The organism is Ruicaihuangia caeni (assembly GCF_029952955.1).
GTDB lineage: Bacteria > Actinomycetota > Actinomycetes > Actinomycetales > Microbacteriaceae > Ruicaihuangia > Ruicaihuangia caeni.
This window is the reverse complement of the sequence record NZ_JASATX010000007.1, coordinates 67,576-87,634: the sequence shown is the minus strand read 5'-3', so window position 1 is coordinate 87,634 and position 20,059 is coordinate 67,576. Positions and strand designations below refer to the sequence as shown.

Here is a 20,059-nt window from a genome sequence, read left to right as displayed (position 1 = left end):
ACATGTGCACACTGTTGAGTTCTCAAGAACCGGACACCCCGCCCGACCCCTCCCAGGGCCGCAAACAGGGCAACTTCCTTATCTTATCACTCGCACGACGTTCTCTCGCCGAGATGAATACTCGGAGGAGAGAGACTCGATGTTGAGTGGATGACCATCCTAAGACTTCGATTCAACGTCTGCAAGACGCGAGTTTCGAGTGGATGGTGTCCCGCTTGAGGCCGGCGAGCGCTTCCGCTCTGCCGCACCTTTGGGGTGACAAGTGATTACTTTACGCGGGCTTTTCCCGCACCCGCAAATCGCCGCGCACCCCGGGCGTGTCGCCCGGAATCACGCGGAATCAGTGCTCCGCGGCCGAGCGAGCATCACCGCGCGGCGATGACACCGGCGAGGGTCTTCTTGCCTCGACGCAGGACGGCGAATCGCCCGTGCAGCAGGCTCCCGCCAAGCACCGCGGTGTCGTCGGTCACCTTCGCGTTGTTCAAGTACACGCCGCCCTGCGCGATGGCGCGGCGCGCTTCGCTGAGGCTCGAGGTGAGGCCGGTCTCGACGAGCAACTGGGGCACTCCGGCATCCGTCGCGGCATGCACTGTCGTGAGCTCGCCCAGCGCCGCCTCAAGCGTCTCGGCCGGCAGCTCACCGAGCTCGCCCTGGCCGAACAGAGCCGCAGACGCCGCGATCGCCGCTTCAGTCGCTGCTTGTCCGTGCACGAGGGTCGTCACCTCCCACGCGAGCCGGCGCTGCGCCTCGCGCTTGAAGGGCGCGTCGGAGACCGCCACTGCGAGCGCTTCGATCTCGCTCCGGGTGAGGAACGTGAAGACCTTCAGCCGGTCGATGACATCGGCGTCGTCGGTGTTGAGCCAGAACTGGTAGAAGCGGTACGGGCTGCACATCTCGGCATCCAGCCAGATGGCATTGCCCTCGCTCTTGCCGAACTTCGTGCCGTCGCTGTTGGTGATGAGCGGCGTGCCGATCGCGTGGACGCTGACGCCTTCGGCCTTGTGGATGAGGTCAGTGCCACTGGTGAGATTGCCCCATTGATCGCTGCCGCCGGTCTGCAGCACGCACTCGTAGCTGCGGTACAGCTCGAGGAAATCCATTCCCTGCAGGATCTGGTAGCTGAACTCGGTGTAGCTGATACCGGCATCGCTGTTGAGCCGAGCCGCGACCGCGTCCTTCTTGAGCATGGTGCCGACGCGGAAGTACTTGCCGACGTCCCTGAGGAAGTCGATCGCACTGAGGGGCGCCGTCCAGTCGAGGTTGTTCACCAGCCGGGCCGCGTTCTCGCCCTCGAAGCTCAGGAAGCGCGAGACCTGTGCTTCGAGGCGCGACACCCACTCGGCGACCGTCTCGCGCGTATTGAGCGTGCGCTCTGCGGTCGGCCGCGGATCGCCGATGAGTCCCGTGGATCCGCCCACGAGACCGAGGGGCCGGTGGCCCGCCAGTTGGATGCGCCGAAGCAGCATCAACTGCACGAGGTTGCCGAGATGCAGGCTGGGCGCGGTGGGGTCGAAGCCGCAGTAGTAGGTGATCGGAGGTCCTGCGAGAAGCTTGGCCAGCGCCTCCGGGTCGGTCGACACGTGCACGAGCCCGCGCCACTCCAGTTCCGACCAGAGGTCGGGAAAACTGGGGTCGTTGCGCTGACTTTCGAGGCTCTCGGATGCGGCGGACACGGCTACCACGGTACCAGCGGGCCCGCTGCGGCCTGGCGCCACGGAGCCTGCGAGACGGGAGGCCAGGCCGTACTCGATCGAACAGCTGAAAGCCTGCATACTTGATCATGGAGTATCAATGCCCTAACCTTGTGTCGTTCGGATCAAGCCGTCACGCTTGGTGTCAGGAGGCAGCGTGTTCGTCATCACCGCCGACCAAGTCGGCAGCCGCAAAGGAAGCGACCGCGTCTCGATCGCCCTGGGTCGTTTGAACCGTCGCGGCGACCTGCTGCTGCCGGCAGAGCGCACGGCGGGTGACGAGTTGCAGCTCGTGACGCAGCGAGGGGCAACGGCGCTCGACATCCTGCTCGAGCTGAGTCGAAGCGGCGAGTGGAACATCGGGTGCGGCGTAGGGGGCGTTTCCGGTCTAGACGGCGGGTCGGTGCGCTCGGCATCCGGCGCCGCGTTCGTCGCGGCGCGCGCGGCCGTCGAACGCTCGAAAGCGAAGCAGACGCGGTTTGCGCTGCGAGACGCCACCACGGACGTTCCAAGTCTCGAAGCGCTCATCGACCTGCTGCTCGTCGTGCGTTCGCGACGCACCGCCGAGGGGTGGGAGGTCGTAGATCTGCTCGCGGGTGGTACGACGCAGGCGCAGGCGGCGCAAGAGCTCGGCATCACTCCCCAGGCCGTGAGCCAGCGCGCCATCGCCGCCGCGTGGCGGGTCGAGAGGGCCGCGCTGCCTGCGCTGGCGGACCAGCTCGAAGCGATGGATAGGCTCGACGTCGACCAGTCGCAAGGAGCCGCATGATCACCTACGTCACCGCTGCGCAGGCCATGGCCGCCGCGGCGATCGCGATGCTCACCCTCGTCGGCGCTGTCGTCATGGTGGCGTTCGCGAGTCGGCGCGACCGGCAACGCCTCGCCGTCGTGGCGGTCGCGGTGGTCGCGACGTGGATCGTGTGGTCGCTGCTGGGTGGCTTGCACGGCGCGCATCCGCTGTACCTCGTGGTGGCCGGCATCCTGCTCACCGCGCTCGCGGTCGTGGGTGGCAACCCCGTCGTCGGGCTGGTGCTCCGCTTCGCCACCGTCGACAGCCGGCCGGGCGAGCATGGCGGCATCATCGTCGGCGATGATGCGCACGCGCCTCGCGAAGTGCTGCGCGGCGGGACGACCATCGGCTTCCTGGAGCGGTTCGCGCTCGTCGGTAGCGTGCTCGCCGGGCAGTTCGGCGGCATCGCGGTGGTCGTCGCAGTCAAGGGCCTCGCCCGCTACTCGGAGTTCCAGCATCCCGAAGCGCGTGAGCGGTTCATCATCGGCACGCTCACCAGCTTCATCTGGGCCGTCGCATGCGCGGCGCCGTTGGCCATTCCGGCCATCATGCCGTGAGCGCGACCTCTATCCGCAGCGGGGCGGGCAGCGTCTGAACCGGCGGCCTCGGTTCAACGCTTGCGCGACACGGCGGCACGGTAGGGCGACACCGTCGGGTCGCCGGGCAGCCAGAAGCGCCACGGATACTCGTGAGTGCCCCCGGCGCCTGATACTCCAGTGCGCGGGCCTGTCAGGTATTCGGATGCCGGCTCGTCCACGTGGAGCGTGACCGGCCCGACCGCGAGGTCGCAGCCGCCGTCGTCGAGCGTGATACCGAGCGCCTGCGCGAAGTTTCCCGGCCCGCGCGCGAGCCCCGCATGGGAGGCGGCCTTCGGGCGCCGCGCGCGAGCGGCATCCTCGCCCTCGATCACCTCGCCCGCGCGCAGCAGCAGTCCGGACGCGGTTCCCTCAGGGGCGCAGACGACATTCGCGCAGGTGTGCATGCCGTACGTGAAGTACGTGTAGAGGTGGCCGGGCTCGCCGAACATGACCTGGTTGCGGTTCGTTCGTCCACGGAACGCGTGGGAGCCGGGGTCGATCGACCCCATGTACGCCTCGACCTCGGTGACCCGTACGGCCACCTCCCCCTTGCGGATGATCGCCCCGAGCAGGAGTGGAGCGACTTCGACCGCGGGCGCCATCAGGAGCGAGCGGTCGAACCCGCCCGCTCCGCGCTGAAGCTCGGCCGTGTCGGTCACGCCAGGGCGCGCACGCGCTCTGTGAGCTGCGCCAATTGCTCCGCCACTCGCGCGGGCGCTGTTCCACCGACCCCGGCGCGGCTGGCAACGGCACCCGAGACGCTCAGCACCTCGCGCACTCCCCCGGTGAGCCGAGCATCGATCGCGGCGTAGTCGTCATCGCTCGGCTCGTGCAGCTCGAGTCCGCGCTCCTCGCAGAAGCGCACCAAGGCACCGCTGATCTCGTGCGCCTCGCGGAAGGGCACCCGCTGCTTCACGAGCCACTCGGCGACATCGGTCGCGAGCGAGAAGCCCTGTGGCGCAAGCTCGGCCATGCGCTCGGTGTCGAAGCGGAGCGTCGCGACCATGCCGGTGAACGCGGGCAGCAGCACTTCGAGCGTCTCGACCGAGTCGAACACCGGCTCCTTGTCTTCCTGCAAATCGCGGTTGTAGGCCAGCGGCAGGCCCTTCAACGTCGCCAACAGGCCGGTGAGGTTGCCGATGAGGCGCCCTGCCTTGCCTCGAGCGAGCTCCGCGATATCAGGGTTCTTCTTCTGCGGCATGATGCTCGAGCCGGTCGAGTACCCGTCGTCGAGCTTCACGAATCCGAATTCGCGAGTCGCCCAGAGGATGATCTCCTCGGAGAGGCGCGACAGGTCGACGCCCAGCTGCGCGGCGACGAACGCGAACTCGGCGACCACGTCACGCGATGCGGTCGCGTCGATCGAGTTCTCACTGACGCCCGTCAGTCCGAGCTCGCGCGCGACCAGCTGAGGGTCGAGCCCGAGCGAGCTGCCTGCGAGGGCGCCGGCTCCGTACGGCGAGAGCGATGCGCGCGCCGACCAGTCGCGGAGACGCTCGAGGTCGCGCACGAGCGGCCACGCGTGCGCCAGCAGCTGGTGGGCGAGCAACACGGGCTGCGCGTGCTGAAGGTGGGTGCGACCGGGCATGACGGCGTCGCCGGCGGCATCCGCCTGCGATGCCAGAGCATCGATGAGGTCGATGACCAGGCGGGTGATCCGACGGGAGTGGTCGAGCAGGTACAACCGCACGAGCGTGGCGATCTGATCGTTGCGGCTGCGCCCGGCGCGGAGCTTGCCACCGAGTTCGGGGCCGACGATGCCGATGAGCGCCGTCTCAAGCGCTCCGTGCACGTCTTCGTCGCCCTCGCCCGGAACGATCTGCCCCGCGTCGACCGCAGCCTCGAGCCGGTCGAGCCCGTCGAGCATGCGCTCCAGCTCGGCGTCGTCGAGGTAGCCGGCGGCCGCGAGCGCCTTGGCGTGCGCTCGCGACCCGGCGATGTCATACGGGTAGAGCTGCCAGTCGAAATGCGTCGACCTGCTCAGCGCCGCGAGTTCGGGCGACGGGCCCGACGCGAATCGCGCACCCCACAGCGCACCCTCGTTAGTCGAGCCGCCGCCGCTCATCAGTCGCCCGCGAGTTCGCGCCGTGCCGAGATGCGGCTCGGCAGCGACCACAGCTCGATGAAGCCCTTGGCGAGCGACTGGTCGAAGGTGTCGCCCGTGTCGTAGGTGGCGAGGCTGAAGTCGTAGAGGCTCTGCTCGGAGCGACGACCGGTGACCACCGCGCGGCCTCCCTGCAGCTTCAGGCGGATGTCGCCCGAGACGTACTGCTGGGTGTCGTCGATGAACGCGTCGATCGAACGCTTGAGACCCGAGAACCAGAGGCCGTCGTACACGAGCTCGGCCCACTTCGACTCGAGCGTGCGCTTGAACCGGTTCTGGTCGCGCTCGAGCGTCACGTTCTCGAGTTCCTCGTGCGCCTCGATCAGCGCGATCGCGGCGGGCGCCTCGTAGACCTCGCGGCTCTTGATGCCGACGAGCCGGTCTTCGACGATGTCGATCCGGCCGACGCCGTGGCGGCCCGCCAGTTCGTTCATCGCGACGACCATCTCGAGCGGAGTCTTCCGCTCGCCGTCGATGGCCACGGGCACGCCCTGCTCGAAGGTGATGGTGACCTCGTCGGCGTCACGGGTGATCGACGGGTCTTGCGTGTACTCGTAGATGTCCTCGATGGGCGGGTTCCACGGATCCTCGAGGAAGCCGGTTTCAACCGCGCGGCCCCACACGTTCTTGTCGATCGAGTAGGGGCTCTTCTTCGACTGCTCGATCGGCAGGTTGTGCTCCTGCGCGTACACGATCGCCTTGTCGCGGGTGAGGGCCAGGTCGCGCACCGGTGCGATGCTCGTGAGCTCAGGACCGAGCGCGGCGACGGCGGCTTCGAAGCGCACCTGGTCGTTGCCCTTGCCCGTGCAGCCGTGAGCCACCGAGTTCGCGCCGAGCTCGTTCGCCGTCTTCACGAGGTACTTCGCGATGAGCGGGCGGCTCAGGGCCGAGACGAGCGGGTAGCGCTTCTGGTACAGCGCGTTGGCCTTCAGCGCCGGAACCAGATAGTCGTTCGCGAACTCGTCCTTCGCGTCGACGACGACCGACTCCACAGCACCGCAGTCGAGCGCGCGCTGGCGGATGTCTTCCATGTTCTCGCCACCCTGACCGACGTCGATCGCCATCGCGACGACCTCCTTGCCGGTCGCGTCTTTCAGCCAGCCGATGCCGACCGAGGTGTCGAGGCCGCCAGAGTAGGCGAGCACGACGCGTTCTGCCATGGAAACTCCTTGTTCTAGTTCTCTGTCAAGTGTATGAAGCGGATGCCGGGAGCCCGCTCCGACGGCTGCCGCCTCTTCGCCGACCGCGTGCGCGATCAGCGACGTCTCGTTATGCCGCCACTGCCGCCCGGTTGCGCTCCAGCAGCCACACGAGCAGCGCCTTCTGGGCGTGGAGCCGGTTCTCCGCCTCGTCCCAGATCACGCTCTGCTCTCCGTCGATGACCTCGGGCGCCACCTCGAAGCCGCGGTCGGCGGGGAGGCAGTGCATGAAGATCGCGTCGGCGTCGGCGAGCCCCATGAGGTCCTGGTCGACCTGGTAGCCGCCGAAGGTCGCTACCCGCTGCTCGGTCTCCGACTCCTTGCCCATCGACACCCACGTGTCGGTCACCACCACGTCGGCGCCGGTCACCGCGGCGCGAGGGTCGGTGAGCACCGCGACCGAGCCGCCGGTGCGCGAGGCGATGGCCTCGGCATCCGCCACGACATCCTGTGCCGGTGAGTAGTCGGCCGGGGCTGCGACGCGCACGTGCATGCCGGCGGTCGCGCAGGCCAGCAGGTACGACTGCGCCATATTGCTCGCCCCGTCGCCGAGGAACGTCACGGTCAGCCCCTCGAGCGAGCCCTTGTGCTCGCGGATCGTGAGCAGGTCGGCCAGCAGTTGGCAGGGGTGGAAGTCGTCGCTCAACGCATTGACGACCGGGATCTGGGTGCCCTCGGCCATCTCGACGAGCCCGGACTGGGCGTACGTGCGCCACACGATCGCCGAGACCATGCGCTCGAGCACACGCGCCGTGTCGGAAGGCGTCTCCTTGCCCCCGAGCTGGCTGCTGGCGGTCGAGATGATGAGCGGGTGGCCGCCGAGCTCGCCGATGCCGACCGCGAAGCTCACTCGCGTGCGCGTCGACGACTTGTCGAAGATCACCGCAACCGTCTGGGGACCCTCGAGGGGGCGCGTGCCGTACCGGTCGCGCTTGAGCTCGATCGCGAGGTCGAGCACCTCACGCTGCTCCTCGGGGCTGAGGTCGTCGTCGCGCAGGAAGTGCCGGGTCATGCTGCCGCCTCCAGGGCTCGGGTGAACAGTCGCGTGAACTCTTCGAGCTCGGCATCGCCGACGATCAGTGGCGGCGCGAGGCGCACGCTCGTGTCGTTGGCCGCGTTGACGATGAGCCCGAGTTCGAGGGCGCGGTTCGCGACGGCGGTCGCGTGCGGGGCCGCGAGCGCAACGCCAAGCAGCAGACCCCGACCGCGCACCTCGCTGACCATCGGATGCTGGATGCCGAGCACAGCCTCACGCAACTGCTCGCCTCGGCGCCGCGCGTTCTCGACGAGGCCGGCGCGCTCGATCTCGGCGAGCACCGCGTCGCCCACCGCGGTCGCGAGAGGGTTGCCGCCGAAGGTGCTGCCGTGCTGGCCGACCTTGAAGAGCTCGGAGGCTTCGCCGAACGTAACCATGGCTCCGATGGGCACTCCCCCGCCGATGCCCTTCGCCAATGTGACGACATCGGGCACGATGCCGTGGTGCTGATACGCGAACCAGTCGCCGGTGCGCCCGGCACCGGTCTGGATCTCATCGACGATCAGCAGGGCGCCGTGTTCGGTGGTGAGGCGACGAGCTGCCTGGACGAACTCGTCGCTGAGCGGCACCACGCCCGCCTCGCCCTGGATGGGCTCGAGGAACACGGCCGAGACCGGCTGCTTCGCGTCGAAGGCCGATTCGAGCGCCATCACCGTCGGTTCGATGTGCTCGACTCCCGGCAGCAGCGGCTCGAACGGCTCGCGCAGCATCGGCTTGCCGGTGATGGAGAGGGCACCGACCGTGCGGCCGTGAAATCCGTTGTGCAGCGCGACGAGCGTGCCCTCGGGGCGATGCCGTCGCGCGAGCTTGATGGCGGCCTCATTGGCCTCGGCGCCCGAGTTGCCGAAGTACACCCGGCCTTGAGCGCCCGCGCCGGTGAGGCGCTGAAGCCGCTCGGCGAGCGCCAACTGAGGCTCGGAGGCGAAGTAGTTGGAGATGTGGGCGACCGCTGCGGCCTGCTTCGAGATGGCCTCGACGAGCACCGGGTGCGCGTGGCCGAGGGCGTTGACGGCGATGCCCGAGAGGAAGTCGAGGTAGCGGTTGCCGTCGGCATCCCACACGTGGCAGCCTTCTCCGCGCACGAGCTTGCGAAGCGGCGGCGGCGCCGAGCCCATCATGACGTCGGTGTAGCGGCGGCGCGTCTGCTCGAGCGGTGTGGTCTCGGCTGCGTCGGCGTCGTTCGTGATGCTGGTCTGGCCTGCGTTCTCGGTCACGCGGGTACCACCTCGGTTCCAATCCCCTGCTGCGTGAAGATCTCGAGCAGGATCGAGTGCGGCTGCCGGCCGTCGATGATGGCCGCCTTCGGAACGCCGCCGTCGACGGCTTCGAGGCACGCGGTCATCTTCGGGATCATGCCCGATTCGAGGCTCGGCATGAGTTTCCGGAGCTGATCGGCATCGATCACCGAGACGAGCGAGTCGCGGTTGGGCCAATCGCTGTACAGGCCAGCCACATCGGTGAGCACGACGAGTTTCGCGGCCCCGAGCGCCACCGCGAGCGCTGCAGCAGCGGAGTCGGCGTTCACGTTGAGAGAGTCGCCCGGGTGTTCCGCATCGGGCGCGATCGAGGAGATGACCGGGATGCGCCCCGCAGCGAGGGTCGAGAGCACGCTCGCCGGGTTGACTTCGACCACATCGCCCACCTGCCCGATGTCAACGGGTTCGCCGTCGACCACGGCGGCGCGCTTGCGCCCGCGGAAGAGACCGGCATCCTCGCCCGAGATCGCTGAGGCGAGCGGACCGTGCTCATTGATGAGGCTCACGAGTTCGCGGCTGACCTGGCCGGTGAGCACCATGCGCACGACCTCCATGGCCTCGCGCGAGGTGACCCGGTAGCCGCCCTTGAACTCGCTCGGGATGCCGAGGCGCTCGAGCATCGCGGAGATCTGCGGCCCACCGCCGTGCACAACGACCGGCTTGATACCGGCGTAGCGCAGATAGACCATGTCTTCGGCGAATGCGCGCTGCAGCTCGCGGTCGACCATGGCGTTGCCGCCGAACTTCACGACGATGATCTCGTCGTGGAACCGCTTCAGCCAGGGCAGCGACTCGATGAGCGTCGAGGCTTTCGCCGCCGCGTCAGCGGCCGGGCTGTGCGAAGCCGCGCTGGTGCCTGCTGCGTCGTTCATGAGCTGTACGCGCTGTTCTCGTGCACGTAGTCGTGAGTGAGGTCGTTGGTGAGCACCGTCGCTTCGGCGTCGCCGTTTCGAAGATCGATGAGCACGTGCACGGAGCGCTGGGTGAGGTCGACGAGGTCGCGCGGCTGGTCAGGCTCGCCGGCGTGGCACACCCGCACGCCGTTCATGCTCACATCGACCTGGTACGGGTCGAAGTCGGCACTGGTCGTGCCGATCGCGGCGAGCACGCGGCCCCAGTTGGGGTCGTTGCCGAACACGGCCGCCTTAAAGAGGTTGTTGCGCGCCACAGCACGGCCGACCTCGACGGCGTCGTCTTCGCTGGCGGCACCGACGACCTCGATCGCGATGTCGTGACTCGCGCCCTCGGCATCCGCTTGCAGTTGGCGGGCGAGGTCACTGCAGGCTTCGGTGAGCGCTGCGGTGAACTCGTCGATGGCGGGGGTGACGCCCGAGGCGGCCGACGCCATGAGCGTGACCTGGTCGTTGGTCGACATGCAGCCGTCGGAGTCGAGTCGATCGAAGCTCACACGGGTGGCCTCGCGGAGCGCGGCGTCGAGCGCCGACGAGTCGAGGTCGACATCCGTCGTAATGACCACGAGCATGGTCGCGAGCCCGGGTGCCAGCATTCCCGCGCCCTTCGCCATGCCGCCGATGCTCCAGCCATCGCGCTCGATGAGCACGGTCTTGGGCACCGTGTCAGTGGTCATGATCGCGACGGCCGCGTTGTGCCCACCGTCGCTCGAAAGAGCTTCGGATGCCGCTGCCACTCCCGCCAGCACCTTCTCACGGTCGAGCTGCTCGCCGATCAGCCCGGTCGAGCAGACGAGCACGTCACCGGCGGAGACGCCGAGGTGCTCGGCGACGGCCTCCGCGGTTGCGTGCGCGGTCTGGAAGCCCTGGGCGCCGGTGAAGCAGTTCGCCCCGCCCGAGTTGAGCACAACCGCCTCGACCACGCCGTCGCTGATGGCCTGCTTCGACCAGATCACCGGATTCGCCTGCGCGCGATTGCTGGTGAAGACGGCCGCAGCGGCCTTCTTCGGTCCGGTGTTGACGACGAGCGAGAGATCGGGTCGGCCCGACTTCTTGAGCCCTGCGGTGACGCCGGCGGCGCTGAAGCCCTTGGGTGCGGTGACGGTCATGGGGCGACTCCGTTCACGGTGAGGCCCGCCTGCTCCGGCAGCCCTGCGGCGATGTTCATCGACTGCACGGCGGCGCCGGCGGTGCCCTTGACCAGATTGTCGATCGCCGAGATGACGACCACCCGATCGGCGGCCTCGTCGACCGCCAGACCGATCAGCGTCATGTTCGAGCCGAGCACATCGGCGGTCTTCGGGAAGTGCCCCTCGGGCAGCACGTGCACGAAGGGCTCGTTCGCGTAGGCGAGCTCCCAGGCGGCGCGCACATCGGCGGCGCTCGCTCCGGGCTCGAGGGTCGCGGTCGACGTCGCGAGAATGCCGCGGCTCATCGGAACGAGCACCGGGGTGAACGAGATGGTCACGCCCTCGCCGCCGGAGACTTCGAGGTTCTGCACGATCTCGGGGGTGTGCCGGTGCACTCCGCCTACCGCGTAGGGAGCGGCGGAGCCGTGGATCTCGCTCGCGAGCAGGTGCGTCTTGAGGCTCTTGCCGGCTCCCGAGGTGCCGACCGCCAGCACGGAGACGAGATCATCGGGCCGGATGACGTTGGAGCGGATGCCGGGCTGCAGCCCGAGCGTGATGGCGGTGACGTTGCAGCCGGGCACCGCGATGCGGTTGGCGCCGGCGAGACGGTCGCGCTGCCGGGTGCCGTCGGCGCGGAGCAGCTCGGGCAATCCGTACTCCCAGGCCCCGAAGTACTCGCCGCCGTAGAACTTCTCCCATGCGGCCTCATCGGTGAGGCGGTGGTCGGCCCCGCAGTCGATCACGAGCGTGTCGTCGAGGTGGGCGGTGAGCTCGCCGGACTTGCCGTGCGGCAGCGCGACGAACACCACGTCGTGGCCCGAGAGGTTCTCCGGGGTGGTGTCGACGAGTTCGAGGTGCGCGAGCGAGCGCAGGTGGGGCTGCACGGCGCCGAGGCGCTGCCCGGCGTTCGAGTGCGCGGTGACGGTGGTGATCTCGACGTCGGGGTGGGTTGCGAGCAGGCGCAGCAACTCTCCCCCCGCGTAGCCGCTGGCTCCGGCAACGGCGACAGAAAGAGGCATGTCTTCTACCTTAAGTGGGAAATGGGCGGACTCAGGCCGGGGCGGCGACGCGGCCGGCACCGACGAGTCAGCGCAGCGGCGTCGCCGAGATTCGGCGCACGCGGAACACGCGACGGCGGTTGCGCCGGACGGCGGAGATGCGCGTGAGACCCACGGCACCACTGTATCGCGCGGCCTGGCGCGGAGCCGAATCGTCGCGATCGTCGCCCGTGCTCGTGGCTCTCGCGAGGGTTTGCTGCAGCCGCGCGGGATGCAACCCTCGCGCTCGACGCAAACCCTCGCGAGAACGCGCGACGAGGCGCCCCGGCCAGGCCGGGCCCGGCGGTGCGCTACTCGCGGAGCGTCGCTCCGAAGCGCTCGGCGGCCACTGCCACCCCGGCGAGCTTCGCCTCGGTCGCCTCGGCGGCGGTCAGCGTGCGGTCTGGTGCGCGGAAGCGCAGTGCGAACGTGAGCGACTTCTGGTCGTCGGCCATGCCGGCGCCCCGGTAGTCGTCGACGAGGTCGGCGTGCTCGAGCAGGTCACCGGCGCCCTCGACGACGGCAGCGAGCACGTCACCCGCAGGCACGCTCCGGTCGACGACCAGCGACAGGTCTTGCGTCGCCGCCGGGTACGACGAGAACGGCGTCACCGTCACCTCTGGCGCCGTACCGGCGATGAGCGCGTCGAGGTCGAGTTCCATGACCGGCACCACGCGAGGCAGGTCGAGCTCGTCCGCGATCGCGGGCAGCAGTTCGCCGGCGAGCCCGACGACCGTGTCGCCGAGGTAGAGCTCGGCGGTGCGTCCGGGGTGCAGCGCGAGGTGGTTGCCCTGCTCGACGCGGAGCGTCGCACCGACGGCCGCAGCCACCTGCCGGGCGGCGTCGAGCGCGTCGACCAGCGAGGCGGCGACAGCGGGCTGCGCGGGATGCCGCAGCACCCGGTCACCCGTGAACACCGCCGCGATATGCCGGGCCTGGGGCGGGATGCTCGATTCGAGCGCCGCGATGGTGGCATCGCCCGGGTAACTCGTGCCCGACGGCAGCGCCTCGCTGCCGTAGCGAACACCCTGCTCGGGCAGGAACACGGTGCCGACCTCGAACAAAGCGAGATCGATCAGCCCGCGCGAGCGGTTGCGATGCGCGGTGTCGAGCAGACCGGGCAGCAGGCTGCGGCGCAGCAGCGGAGCTTCGCCGTCGAGCGGGTTCGCCAGACGAACCGCCGGGGCGTCACCGCTGAACCGCTCATGCGCGGCTTTCGACAGGAACGGGTACACCTGCACTTCGGCGAGCCCGTTGGCTGCGAGCATCTGAGCGGCCGCGCGGCGCAAGCGCTGTTGGCGGGTGAGCCCGCGCCCGGGAGGAGCGACGGGCAGCGTCGACGGGATGCGGTCGTACCCGACGATGCGGGCGACCTCCTCCGCGAGCGTCGGCTCGTCGTCGAGGTCGGGCCGCCAGCTCGGCGCGGTGACCTCGAGGCCGCCGTCGACCTCGCGCACCGTCGCACCGATCGCTTCGAGCGCTGCGCGCGTCTCGGCATCCGTGTAGTCGGCACCGGTGAGGTCGTTCACGAACCCTGCCCGCAAGAGCGTCGAGTGGGCGGGCTTCGCCTCGGAGAACCGTGAGCCGAGCACATCGAGCGTGCCGCCGGCCAGCTCGACGAGCAGCTGCGCGACCCGCGCTGCTGCGGCGTCCGCCACCTCGGGATCGACACCACGTTCGAAGCGCTTGGACGCCTCGCTCGGCAGCTTGTGCCGGCGGGCGGTGCGGGCGATGGAGACCGGGTCGAAGTTGGCGGCCTCGATGAGCACGTCGGTCGTGGAGCCGGTCATCTCGGTCGTGGCACCACCCATGACGCCTGCGAGCCCGATCGGCCCCGAGTCGTCGGTGATGAGCATGTCTTCGGGGTGAAGCGCGCGATCGGCGCCGTCGAGCGTCGTCAGCCGCTCGCCCGGCTGCGCGCGGCGCACCGTGATGCCGCCCGTGAGCTTCGCGAGGTCGTAGCCGTGGATCGGCTGGCCGAGCTCGAACATGACGTAGTTGGTGATGTCGATCGGAAGCGAGAGCGAGCGCACACCGGCGAGCGCGAGACGCGCGACCATCCACGACGGGGTCGGCCGCGTCGGGTCGATGCCGCGCACGACTCGGGTGACGAAGACCGAGCACCCCGTGTTGCCGCGGATGGGCGCCCGATCGTCGACGCGCACGGGGAACTCCTGGGCGATCGGTGCGTCGATGAGTTCGCGCAGGGCCGCACGCTCGGCGGGGTCGTCGAATCGAGCGCCGGTCGAGTTGGAGTACTCGCGGCCCACTCCCCGCATCGACAGCGCGTAGCCGCGGTCGGGCGTGACGTTGATCTCGAAGGCGGAGTCGCCGAGTCCGAGCAGGGGCAGCGCGTCTGTACCGGGCTCCGCGTCGATGCCGAGCGTCGAGAGCCGAAGGATGCCGTCGTGGTCGTCGCCGATGCCGAGTTCGCGCACCGAGGCGATCATGCCGTCGCTCACGTGCCCGTAGGTCTTGCGCGCGGAGATCGGGAAGGGCCCAGGAAGCACCGCACCGGGCAGCGTCACGACGACGAGGTCGCCCTCGAAGAAGTTCTGGGCGCCGCAGACGATGCCGCGGGGCTCGCCCTCCCCCACATCGACCTGGCACCAGCGGATGGTCTTGCCGTTCGATTGTGGTTCGTCGACGAACGACACGACGCGGCCGACCACGATGGGGCCCTCGATCTCGCTGCGGTGCACCGCTTCCTCTTCGAGCCCGACCCGCACGAGCGCGGCCTGGATGTCTTCGGGCGTCGCCTCGGCGGGGATCTCCACCACCTCGCGGAGCCACGACACTGGAACGCGCATCAGACCACCATCCCGTACTGCTTCGAGAAGCGGACATCGCCCTCGATCATGTCGCGCATGTCTCCCTCGTTGCGGAAGAGCAGTGTTCGCTCGATGCCCATGCCGAAGGCGAAGCCCTGGTACTCCTCCGGGTCGATGCCGCAGGCGCGCAGCACGTTCCGGTTGACCATGCCGCAGCCGCCCCACTCGATCCAGCGCGGTCCGCCCTTGGCGTTCGGCTGCCAGACGTCCATCTCGGCGCTCGGCTCGGTGAATGGGAAGTAGTTCGGTCGCAGGCGGATCTTCGCCTCGTCGCCGAACATCGCGCGGGCGAGGTGCTCGAGCGTGCCGCGCAGGTGCGCCATGGTGAGGCCCTTGTCGATGGCGATGCCCTCGATCTGGTGGAACACCGGAGTGTGGGTCGCGTCGAGTTCATCGGTGCGGAACGTGCGACCGGGCGCGACGACGTACACGGGAAGCGGGCGATCGAGCAGCGAGCGGATCTGCACGGGCGAGGTGTGGGTGCGCAGCACCAGGTGCGAGTCGGCCGGCTCCACGAAGAACGTGTCCTGCATCGCGCGGGCCGGGTGGTCCTCGTCGAAGTTCAGTGCGTCGAAGTTGAACCACTCGTTCTCGAGCTCCGGTCCCTCCGCGACCTCCCATCCCATGCCGACGAAGATGTCGCTCATCTCGTCCATCAGCAGGTTGAGCGGATGCCGGGCGCCCGCGCTCCAACGACCCCCGAGCGCCGTCACATCGACGGCCTCGGCGGCGAGGCGAGCGGTCTCCTCAGCGGCGGAGAGCTCGGCCTCACGAGCGAGGAACAACTGGTTGACCCGGCCTCGGGCCTGGCCGACGAGCTTGCCGAGCGCCGGGCGCTGATCCGCGGGCACGTCGCGCAGTGCGCCGTTCAGCCGTGCGAGGGGCGAGCCCTCAGCGACATGCGCGGCACGAGCCGCTTTCAGTGCGGTCGAATCGGCGGCATCGCTGATCGCGATCGTCGCGGCTGCGACCGCGTCGGCGACCGCCGACTCGGTGATGGGGGTGGCGTCTGACACAGCAGTCGAGTCTACTTGCGCGCTGGAGCTTGGAGCGAAGGCCATTTCTGGCCTTCGCCGCGACGCCAGCGCCGAGCGCCGTCCCGGCGCTCGGAAGACGCTGACACCCGACCCCTACCGCTCCCGCCGATCGATCGTCCCCCCATGCGCACCCGGCAGCGTGATCGCGCGGGTTCCAGACGCCCCTGGGATACGCCCCGCATCGTCGACGCCGGCAGCAATGAGCTTGCCCGCCTTCGGACCCGTCTTGCGCGCCACGAACCGGGCGACCCACGAGAGCAGCAGGTTCATCGCGAGATAGATCACGAGCACGACGAAGAACAGGGAGAAGAAGTACCGGTTGCCGAAGAAGTTCGACAGGTAGTTGACGCCGACGCGCAAGAGTTCGGGGTACCCGACGATGTAGGCGAGCGATGTGTCCTTTAGCAGCACGACCATCTGGGCGAGAATGATCGGCAGCATCTGCCGGAAGGCCTGCGGGAACTCGATCATGAACCGGGTCTGCAGCACCGTGAGCCCGATCGAGAGCCCGGCCTCGCGCTGGCCCTTCGGCAGAGATTGGATGCCGGCTCGCAGCGCTTCGCCGATGATCGCGCCGTTGTACACGGCGAGCGCCGCGACGCCGGCCCAGTACGACCCGGTGGCGAACACCAGCAGGATGAACAGCATCATCAGCAGCACCGGCATGCCGCGGAAGAACTCGAGCACGATGGTCACGGGAATCCGCACCCATCGGCTGCGCGCCGCACGACCGAACGAGAACAGTACGCCGATGATGAGCGCGAAGACCGCCGCGACCGCCGCCATGCGCAACGTCGCCGCGGCTCCCTCGCCGATCGACCGCCACACGGCGAGGTCGTTGAAGATGTCCCAGCGGCTGCCGTCCCACATCCCCGGCTGCACCGCGCCGTTGGCCGATACGCGCTCAGCACCAAGGGCCCAGATGAGCGCGGCGAGCCCACCCGCGATCGCGATCGCTCCCACGATGGAGATGAGGAGGGAGCGCCGCCGGGCCTTCGGACCCGGGGCGTCGTACAGGACCATGGTCATCGCAGCACCGCCACTCGCTTCTCGACCTGCCCGGCGATGAGGCCGAGCGGCACGGTGATGATCAGATAGAAGAACGCGACGCCCAGCAGGATCGCGACCACCCGGTCGCCGCGGAGGTTCGTCAACTGCTGTGCGGTCTGGAACAGCTCGAATACGAAGAAGCCACCGGCCACCGAGGTGTTCTTGGTGAGCGCGATGAAGACGTTGATCAGCGGCGGCACCACCATGCGCAGCGCCTGCGGCATCACCACGAGGGTGAGCACCTGCCCGAACGTCAGCCCGATGCTGCGTGCGGCCTCCGCCTGACCGACGGGTACGCCGTTCACACCTGAACGCACGGCTTCGGCCACGAACGGTGACGTATAGGCCGTCAGCCCGATCATCGCGAGCGTCATGTACCCGGGCTTGAAGTCCAAGTACGGAAGCACGTTCGCGGTGAAGAACAGAACGAGCGTGAGCGGGATGTTCCGCAAGAGTTCCGTGTACACCGTCGCGAACGCCCGGAGCGACGCGACGGGCGAGATGCGCATCGCGGCGATGATCACGCCGATGATGAACGCACCGATGCCCGAGACGATGAGCAGCTGCAGCGTGCCCCAGAAGCCCCTGAGGAACAGCGGCAGGTTCTCGATGATCGCGTCCACGCGCGGAAACCCCCTTCGTCGATCGGATGCTGTCAGCGGTCACGGTGCGGCGGGCGCGTCACGCCCGCCGCACTCGCGGCCGGTATCAGTAGCGGTCGATCTTCGGCGGCTCGGGCGTGGCGAGCACCTTGCCCGCAGTGGCCTCCCAGGCGGCCTTCCAACTGCCGTCGTCGAAGGACTTCTGCAGCACGTCGTTGATGAACTCACGGAACTGGTCGTCGCCCTTCTTCAAGCCGATGCCGTACGGCTCCGAGGTGAAGGGGTTCCCGACCACCTCGAACTCACCGGGGTTCTGGTCGGCGAGTCCGGCGAGGATCACGTTGTCGGTCGTGACGGCCGCCGCTTCACCGCTGCGCAGCGGCTCGAGGCATGCCGAGTAGGTCGCTGCGGCGATGATGCCCGCGTTCGGGTACTCGGAGATGTTCCGCTCCGACGTTGAACCGGTCACCGTGCAGACCTTCTTGTCGGCGAGGTCCTCCGGCCCCTTGATGCCGTCGGGGTTGCCCGCGAGCACCAGGAGGTCTTGACCCGCCGTGTAATAGGGGCCCGCGAAGTCGACGACTTCCTTGCGGGTGTCGTTGATGGTGTACGTGGCGACCACGATGTCGACCTGGCCGTTCTCGATGAACGGCTCACGGTTCGCCGAGACCGTCTCTTCCCACTTGATGTTGTCGGGCGAGATGCCGAGCGCTCCGGCGATCATCTTGCCGATCTCGACATCGAAGCCCACAGGCTTGCCGTCGGGGCCGACGAGACCGAAGAGCGGCTGGTCGAACTTGGTGCCGATCGTGATGCTTCCGGCATCCGCGAGCTTGGCCATGGTGGTGCCCGGCTCGAAGGTGGCCTCCTCATTGACCGTCGGCTCGGGCGCCGGAGCTCCGGAATCAGTGCAGCCGGCGAGCGCGACCATGCTCGCGGCGGCGATCGCCCCGATCATGAGTCGCTTGCTGGTTCGTCTCATTGGTGCCTCCCTTTCGGTGCTCGCCCGCTGTGCGGGCGAAGTGAGTGATTCGGGTCAGCGGGTAGTGGGTGGGGTTCAGCGGGCGGCGTCTTGCGGCCGTTCAATGGGTGAGGATCTTCGACAGGAAGTCCTTGGCTCGCGGCGATTGCGGATTGGTGAAGAACTGCTCCGGGTCGGCCTGCTCGACGATCTCTCCGTCGGCCATGAAGAGCACGCGGTTCGCGGCCTTGCGCGCGAAGCCCATCTCGTGTGTCACCACGACCATCGTCATGCCGTCGTGGGCGAGGGTGATCATGACGTCGAGCACCTCGTTGATCATCTCGGGGTCAAGGGCCGAGGTGGGCTCATCGAGCAGGATGAGCTTCGGGTTCATGGCCAGCGAACGGGCGATCGCCACGCGCTGCTGCTGGCCGCCCGAGAGCTGCGAGGGCATCTTCTTGGCCTGGTTGGCGACTCCAACGCGGTCGAGGAGTTCCATGGCGCGCTTGTCGGCATCCGCCTTGCTCACCCCGCGCACACGGCGCGGACCGAGGGTCACGTTCTCGAGCACGGACTTATGGGCGAACAGGTTGAACGACTGGAAGACCATGCCGACATCGGCCCGCAACTTGGCCAGGCCCCGACCTTCTTCGGGCAGGGTCTTGCCGTCGATCGTGATGGTGCCGCTGTCGATGGTCTCGAGGCGGTTGATCGCGCGGCAGAGCGTCGACTTGCCCGAACCGCTCGGGCCGATCACGACGACGACCTCGCCGCGACCGACCGTCGTCGAGATGTCTTTCAGCACGTGCAGGTCGCCGTAGTGCTTGTTCACCTTGTCGATAACGACGAGTGGGTCCATGGGCACATAGTGATGCGAAGGGGGCGGAGAGGCGAGGGCGATTCGAAATTGTGACGTACTGGTGACGCGGCTCACCGTGCTCGAACGCCGAGACGGCGTTCGCGCTGGCGTCGCGGCGACGTGTCGCGGCGAATACGAGAAGCGTCTTCGCTCTACGAGCCAGTGCGCAACGCGAAGGCACTCTCGTAGAGGCAGACCGAGGCGGCCGTGGCGAGGTTCATCGACTCGGCTCGACCGTAGAGGGGCACTTTGAGCGCCGAGCCGGCCAGAGCGAGTGTCGAATCCGAGAGGCCGTGCGCCTCGTTGCCGAAGAGCCACGCCGTGGGCTTGGCGAGGACGCCGGCCTCGCGCGCCTGAAGCAGGTCGCCGCCCTTCACATCCGCCGCGATCACCTGAAGGCCTGCCGAGCTCAGTCTCGAAATGACCTCGGTGAGGTCCTGCTCGGCGATCACCGGCAGGTGGAACAGCGAACCCGTCGTGGAACGCACGACCTTGGGGTTGTAGATGTCGACGCTGTCGCCCGTGAAGATCACCGCGTCGGCGCCGGCGGCATCCGCGGCTCTGATGATGGTTCCAGCGTTGCCAGGGTCGCGGATCTCGTGCAGCAGTGAGACGAGCCGCGGTCCCGCCTCGAGCACCTCGTCGACCGACTGCTCGAGTTGACGGCACACCGCGACGAGCCCCTGGGGCGTCACCGTGTCGGCCATCGCTGCCAGCACCTGCTCGCTCGTCTCTTCGACGTCGATGCCGGCCGCGACAGCGGCCTCGATGATGTGCGGATGCCGGTCGAGCGCCGCATCAGTGGCATACAACTCGAGCAGCCGCTCCGCGTGATAGGCGAGGGCCTCGGCGACCGATTGCGGGCCTTCGATGAGGAACAGGCCGGTCTCTCGCCTTGCGCGCCCCTTCGACAGCTTCGCGACCGCGCGCACACGCGGTGAACGAGGGTTGTCGATCATGCCCGAAGTCTAGCGGCGTGGGAAATCC

General features: G+C 68.4%; 18 protein-coding genes. 2 read left to right on the top strand and 16 right to left on the bottom strand.

What is annotated here, in order from left to right; genetic code table 11:
* Positions 1-365: 365 nt before the first annotated feature.
* Positions 366-1,673 (bottom strand): tyrosine--tRNA ligase, encoded by a 1,308-nt coding sequence (gene tyrS / locus QF206_RS12405; protein WP_281489555.1) that lies wholly within the window; start codon positions 1,671-1,673, stop codon positions 366-368.
* Positions 1,674-1,848: 175 nt separating this feature from the next.
* Here tyrS and QF206_RS12400 point away from each other — a divergent pair, with 175 nt between their 5' ends.
* Both QF206_RS12400 and QF206_RS12395 read left to right on the top strand, forming a co-directional pair.
* Positions 1,849-2,460, top strand: coding sequence for a DNA-binding protein (locus QF206_RS12400; RefSeq protein WP_281489554.1), 612 nt, complete (start codon positions 1,849-1,851; stop codon positions 2,458-2,460).
* On the top strand, positions 2,457-3,038 hold the full coding sequence (locus QF206_RS12395) for a hypothetical protein (RefSeq protein WP_281489553.1): 582 nt from the start codon (positions 2,457-2,459) through the stop codon (positions 3,036-3,038). The genes QF206_RS12400 and QF206_RS12395 overlap by 4 nt, the downstream gene beginning before the upstream one ends.
* 53 nt (positions 3,039-3,091) lie before the next feature.
* Here QF206_RS12395 and QF206_RS12390 read toward each other — a convergent pair whose 3' ends face one another.
* The 15 genes from QF206_RS12390 to QF206_RS12320 all read right to left on the bottom strand — a co-directional run bounded on the left by QF206_RS12390 (position 3,092) and on the right by QF206_RS12320 (position 20,031).
* The gene (locus tag QF206_RS12390) at positions 3,092-3,718 is read right to left on the bottom strand and encodes a DNA-3-methyladenine glycosylase (RefSeq protein ID WP_422785396.1); all 627 of its coding nucleotides are present in this window, start codon (positions 3,716-3,718) and stop codon (positions 3,092-3,094) included.
* The gene (gene argH, locus QF206_RS12385) at positions 3,715-5,124 is read right to left on the bottom strand and encodes an argininosuccinate lyase (RefSeq protein ID WP_281489552.1); all 1,410 of its coding nucleotides are present in this window, start codon (positions 5,122-5,124) and stop codon (positions 3,715-3,717) included. Before argH ends, QF206_RS12390 begins: the two co-directional genes overlap by 4 nt.
* Positions 5,124-6,323 carry an argininosuccinate synthase gene (locus QF206_RS12380; protein WP_281489551.1) on the bottom strand — a complete coding sequence of 400 codons (1,200 nt, stop codon included), beginning with the start codon at positions 6,321-6,323 and terminating at the stop codon, positions 5,124-5,126. The genes argH and QF206_RS12380 overlap by 1 nt, the downstream gene beginning before the upstream one ends.
* 109 nt (positions 6,324-6,432) lie before the next feature.
* Entirely contained in the window at positions 6,433-7,374 is a 942-nt protein-coding gene (gene argF / locus QF206_RS12375) for an ornithine carbamoyltransferase (RefSeq protein WP_281489550.1), read from the bottom strand.
* Complete coding sequence (locus QF206_RS12370) at positions 7,371-8,612, bottom strand: acetylornithine transaminase (protein WP_281489549.1); 1,242 nt, start codon at positions 8,610-8,612, stop codon at positions 7,371-7,373. Before QF206_RS12370 ends, argF begins: the two co-directional genes overlap by 4 nt.
* A complete protein-coding gene (gene argB / locus QF206_RS12365) occupies positions 8,609-9,526 on the bottom strand; it encodes an acetylglutamate kinase (RefSeq protein ID WP_281489548.1) in 918 nt (305 codons plus the stop codon). The genes QF206_RS12370 and argB overlap by 4 nt, the downstream gene beginning before the upstream one ends.
* Complete coding sequence (argJ, locus tag QF206_RS12360; protein ID WP_281489547.1) at positions 9,523-10,674, bottom strand: bifunctional glutamate N-acetyltransferase/amino-acid acetyltransferase ArgJ; 1,152 nt, start codon at positions 10,672-10,674, stop codon at positions 9,523-9,525. Before argJ ends, argB begins: the two co-directional genes overlap by 4 nt.
* Positions 10,671-11,714 (bottom strand): N-acetyl-gamma-glutamyl-phosphate reductase, encoded by a 1,044-nt coding sequence (argC, locus tag QF206_RS12355; protein WP_281489546.1) that lies wholly within the window; start codon positions 11,712-11,714, stop codon positions 10,671-10,673. Before argC ends, argJ begins: the two co-directional genes overlap by 4 nt.
* Positions 11,715-12,043: 329 nt before the next feature.
* Positions 12,044-14,542 (bottom strand): phenylalanine--tRNA ligase subunit beta, encoded by a 2,499-nt coding sequence (pheT, locus tag QF206_RS12350; RefSeq protein WP_281489545.1) that lies wholly within the window; start codon positions 14,540-14,542, stop codon positions 12,044-12,046.
* Complete coding sequence (gene pheS / locus QF206_RS12345; protein WP_281489544.1) at positions 14,542-15,579, bottom strand: phenylalanine--tRNA ligase subunit alpha; 1,038 nt, start codon at positions 15,577-15,579, stop codon at positions 14,542-14,544. The genes pheT and pheS overlap by 1 nt, the downstream gene beginning before the upstream one ends.
* A 114-nt stretch (positions 15,580-15,693) precedes the next feature.
* Entirely contained in the window at positions 15,694-16,629 is a 936-nt protein-coding gene (locus QF206_RS12340; RefSeq protein ID WP_281489543.1) for an amino acid ABC transporter permease, read from the bottom strand.
* Positions 16,626-17,273, bottom strand: coding sequence for an amino acid ABC transporter permease (locus QF206_RS12335; RefSeq protein ID WP_281489542.1), 648 nt, complete (start codon positions 17,271-17,273; stop codon positions 16,626-16,628). Before QF206_RS12335 ends, QF206_RS12340 begins: the two co-directional genes overlap by 4 nt.
* An 85-nt stretch (positions 17,274-17,358) precedes the next feature.
* On the bottom strand, positions 17,359-18,234 hold the full coding sequence (locus QF206_RS12330) for a glutamate ABC transporter substrate-binding protein (RefSeq protein ID WP_281489541.1): 876 nt from the start codon (positions 18,232-18,234) through the stop codon (positions 17,359-17,361).
* Between the two features lie 100 nt (positions 18,235-18,334).
* On the bottom strand, positions 18,335-19,072 hold the full coding sequence (locus tag QF206_RS12325; RefSeq protein WP_281489540.1) for an amino acid ABC transporter ATP-binding protein: 738 nt from the start codon (positions 19,070-19,072) through the stop codon (positions 18,335-18,337).
* 152 nt (positions 19,073-19,224) lie between these two features.
* The gene (locus tag QF206_RS12320; protein WP_281489539.1) at positions 19,225-20,031 is read right to left on the bottom strand and encodes a TrmH family RNA methyltransferase; all 807 of its coding nucleotides are present in this window, start codon (positions 20,029-20,031) and stop codon (positions 19,225-19,227) included.
* Positions 20,032-20,059: the final 28 nt, after the last annotated feature.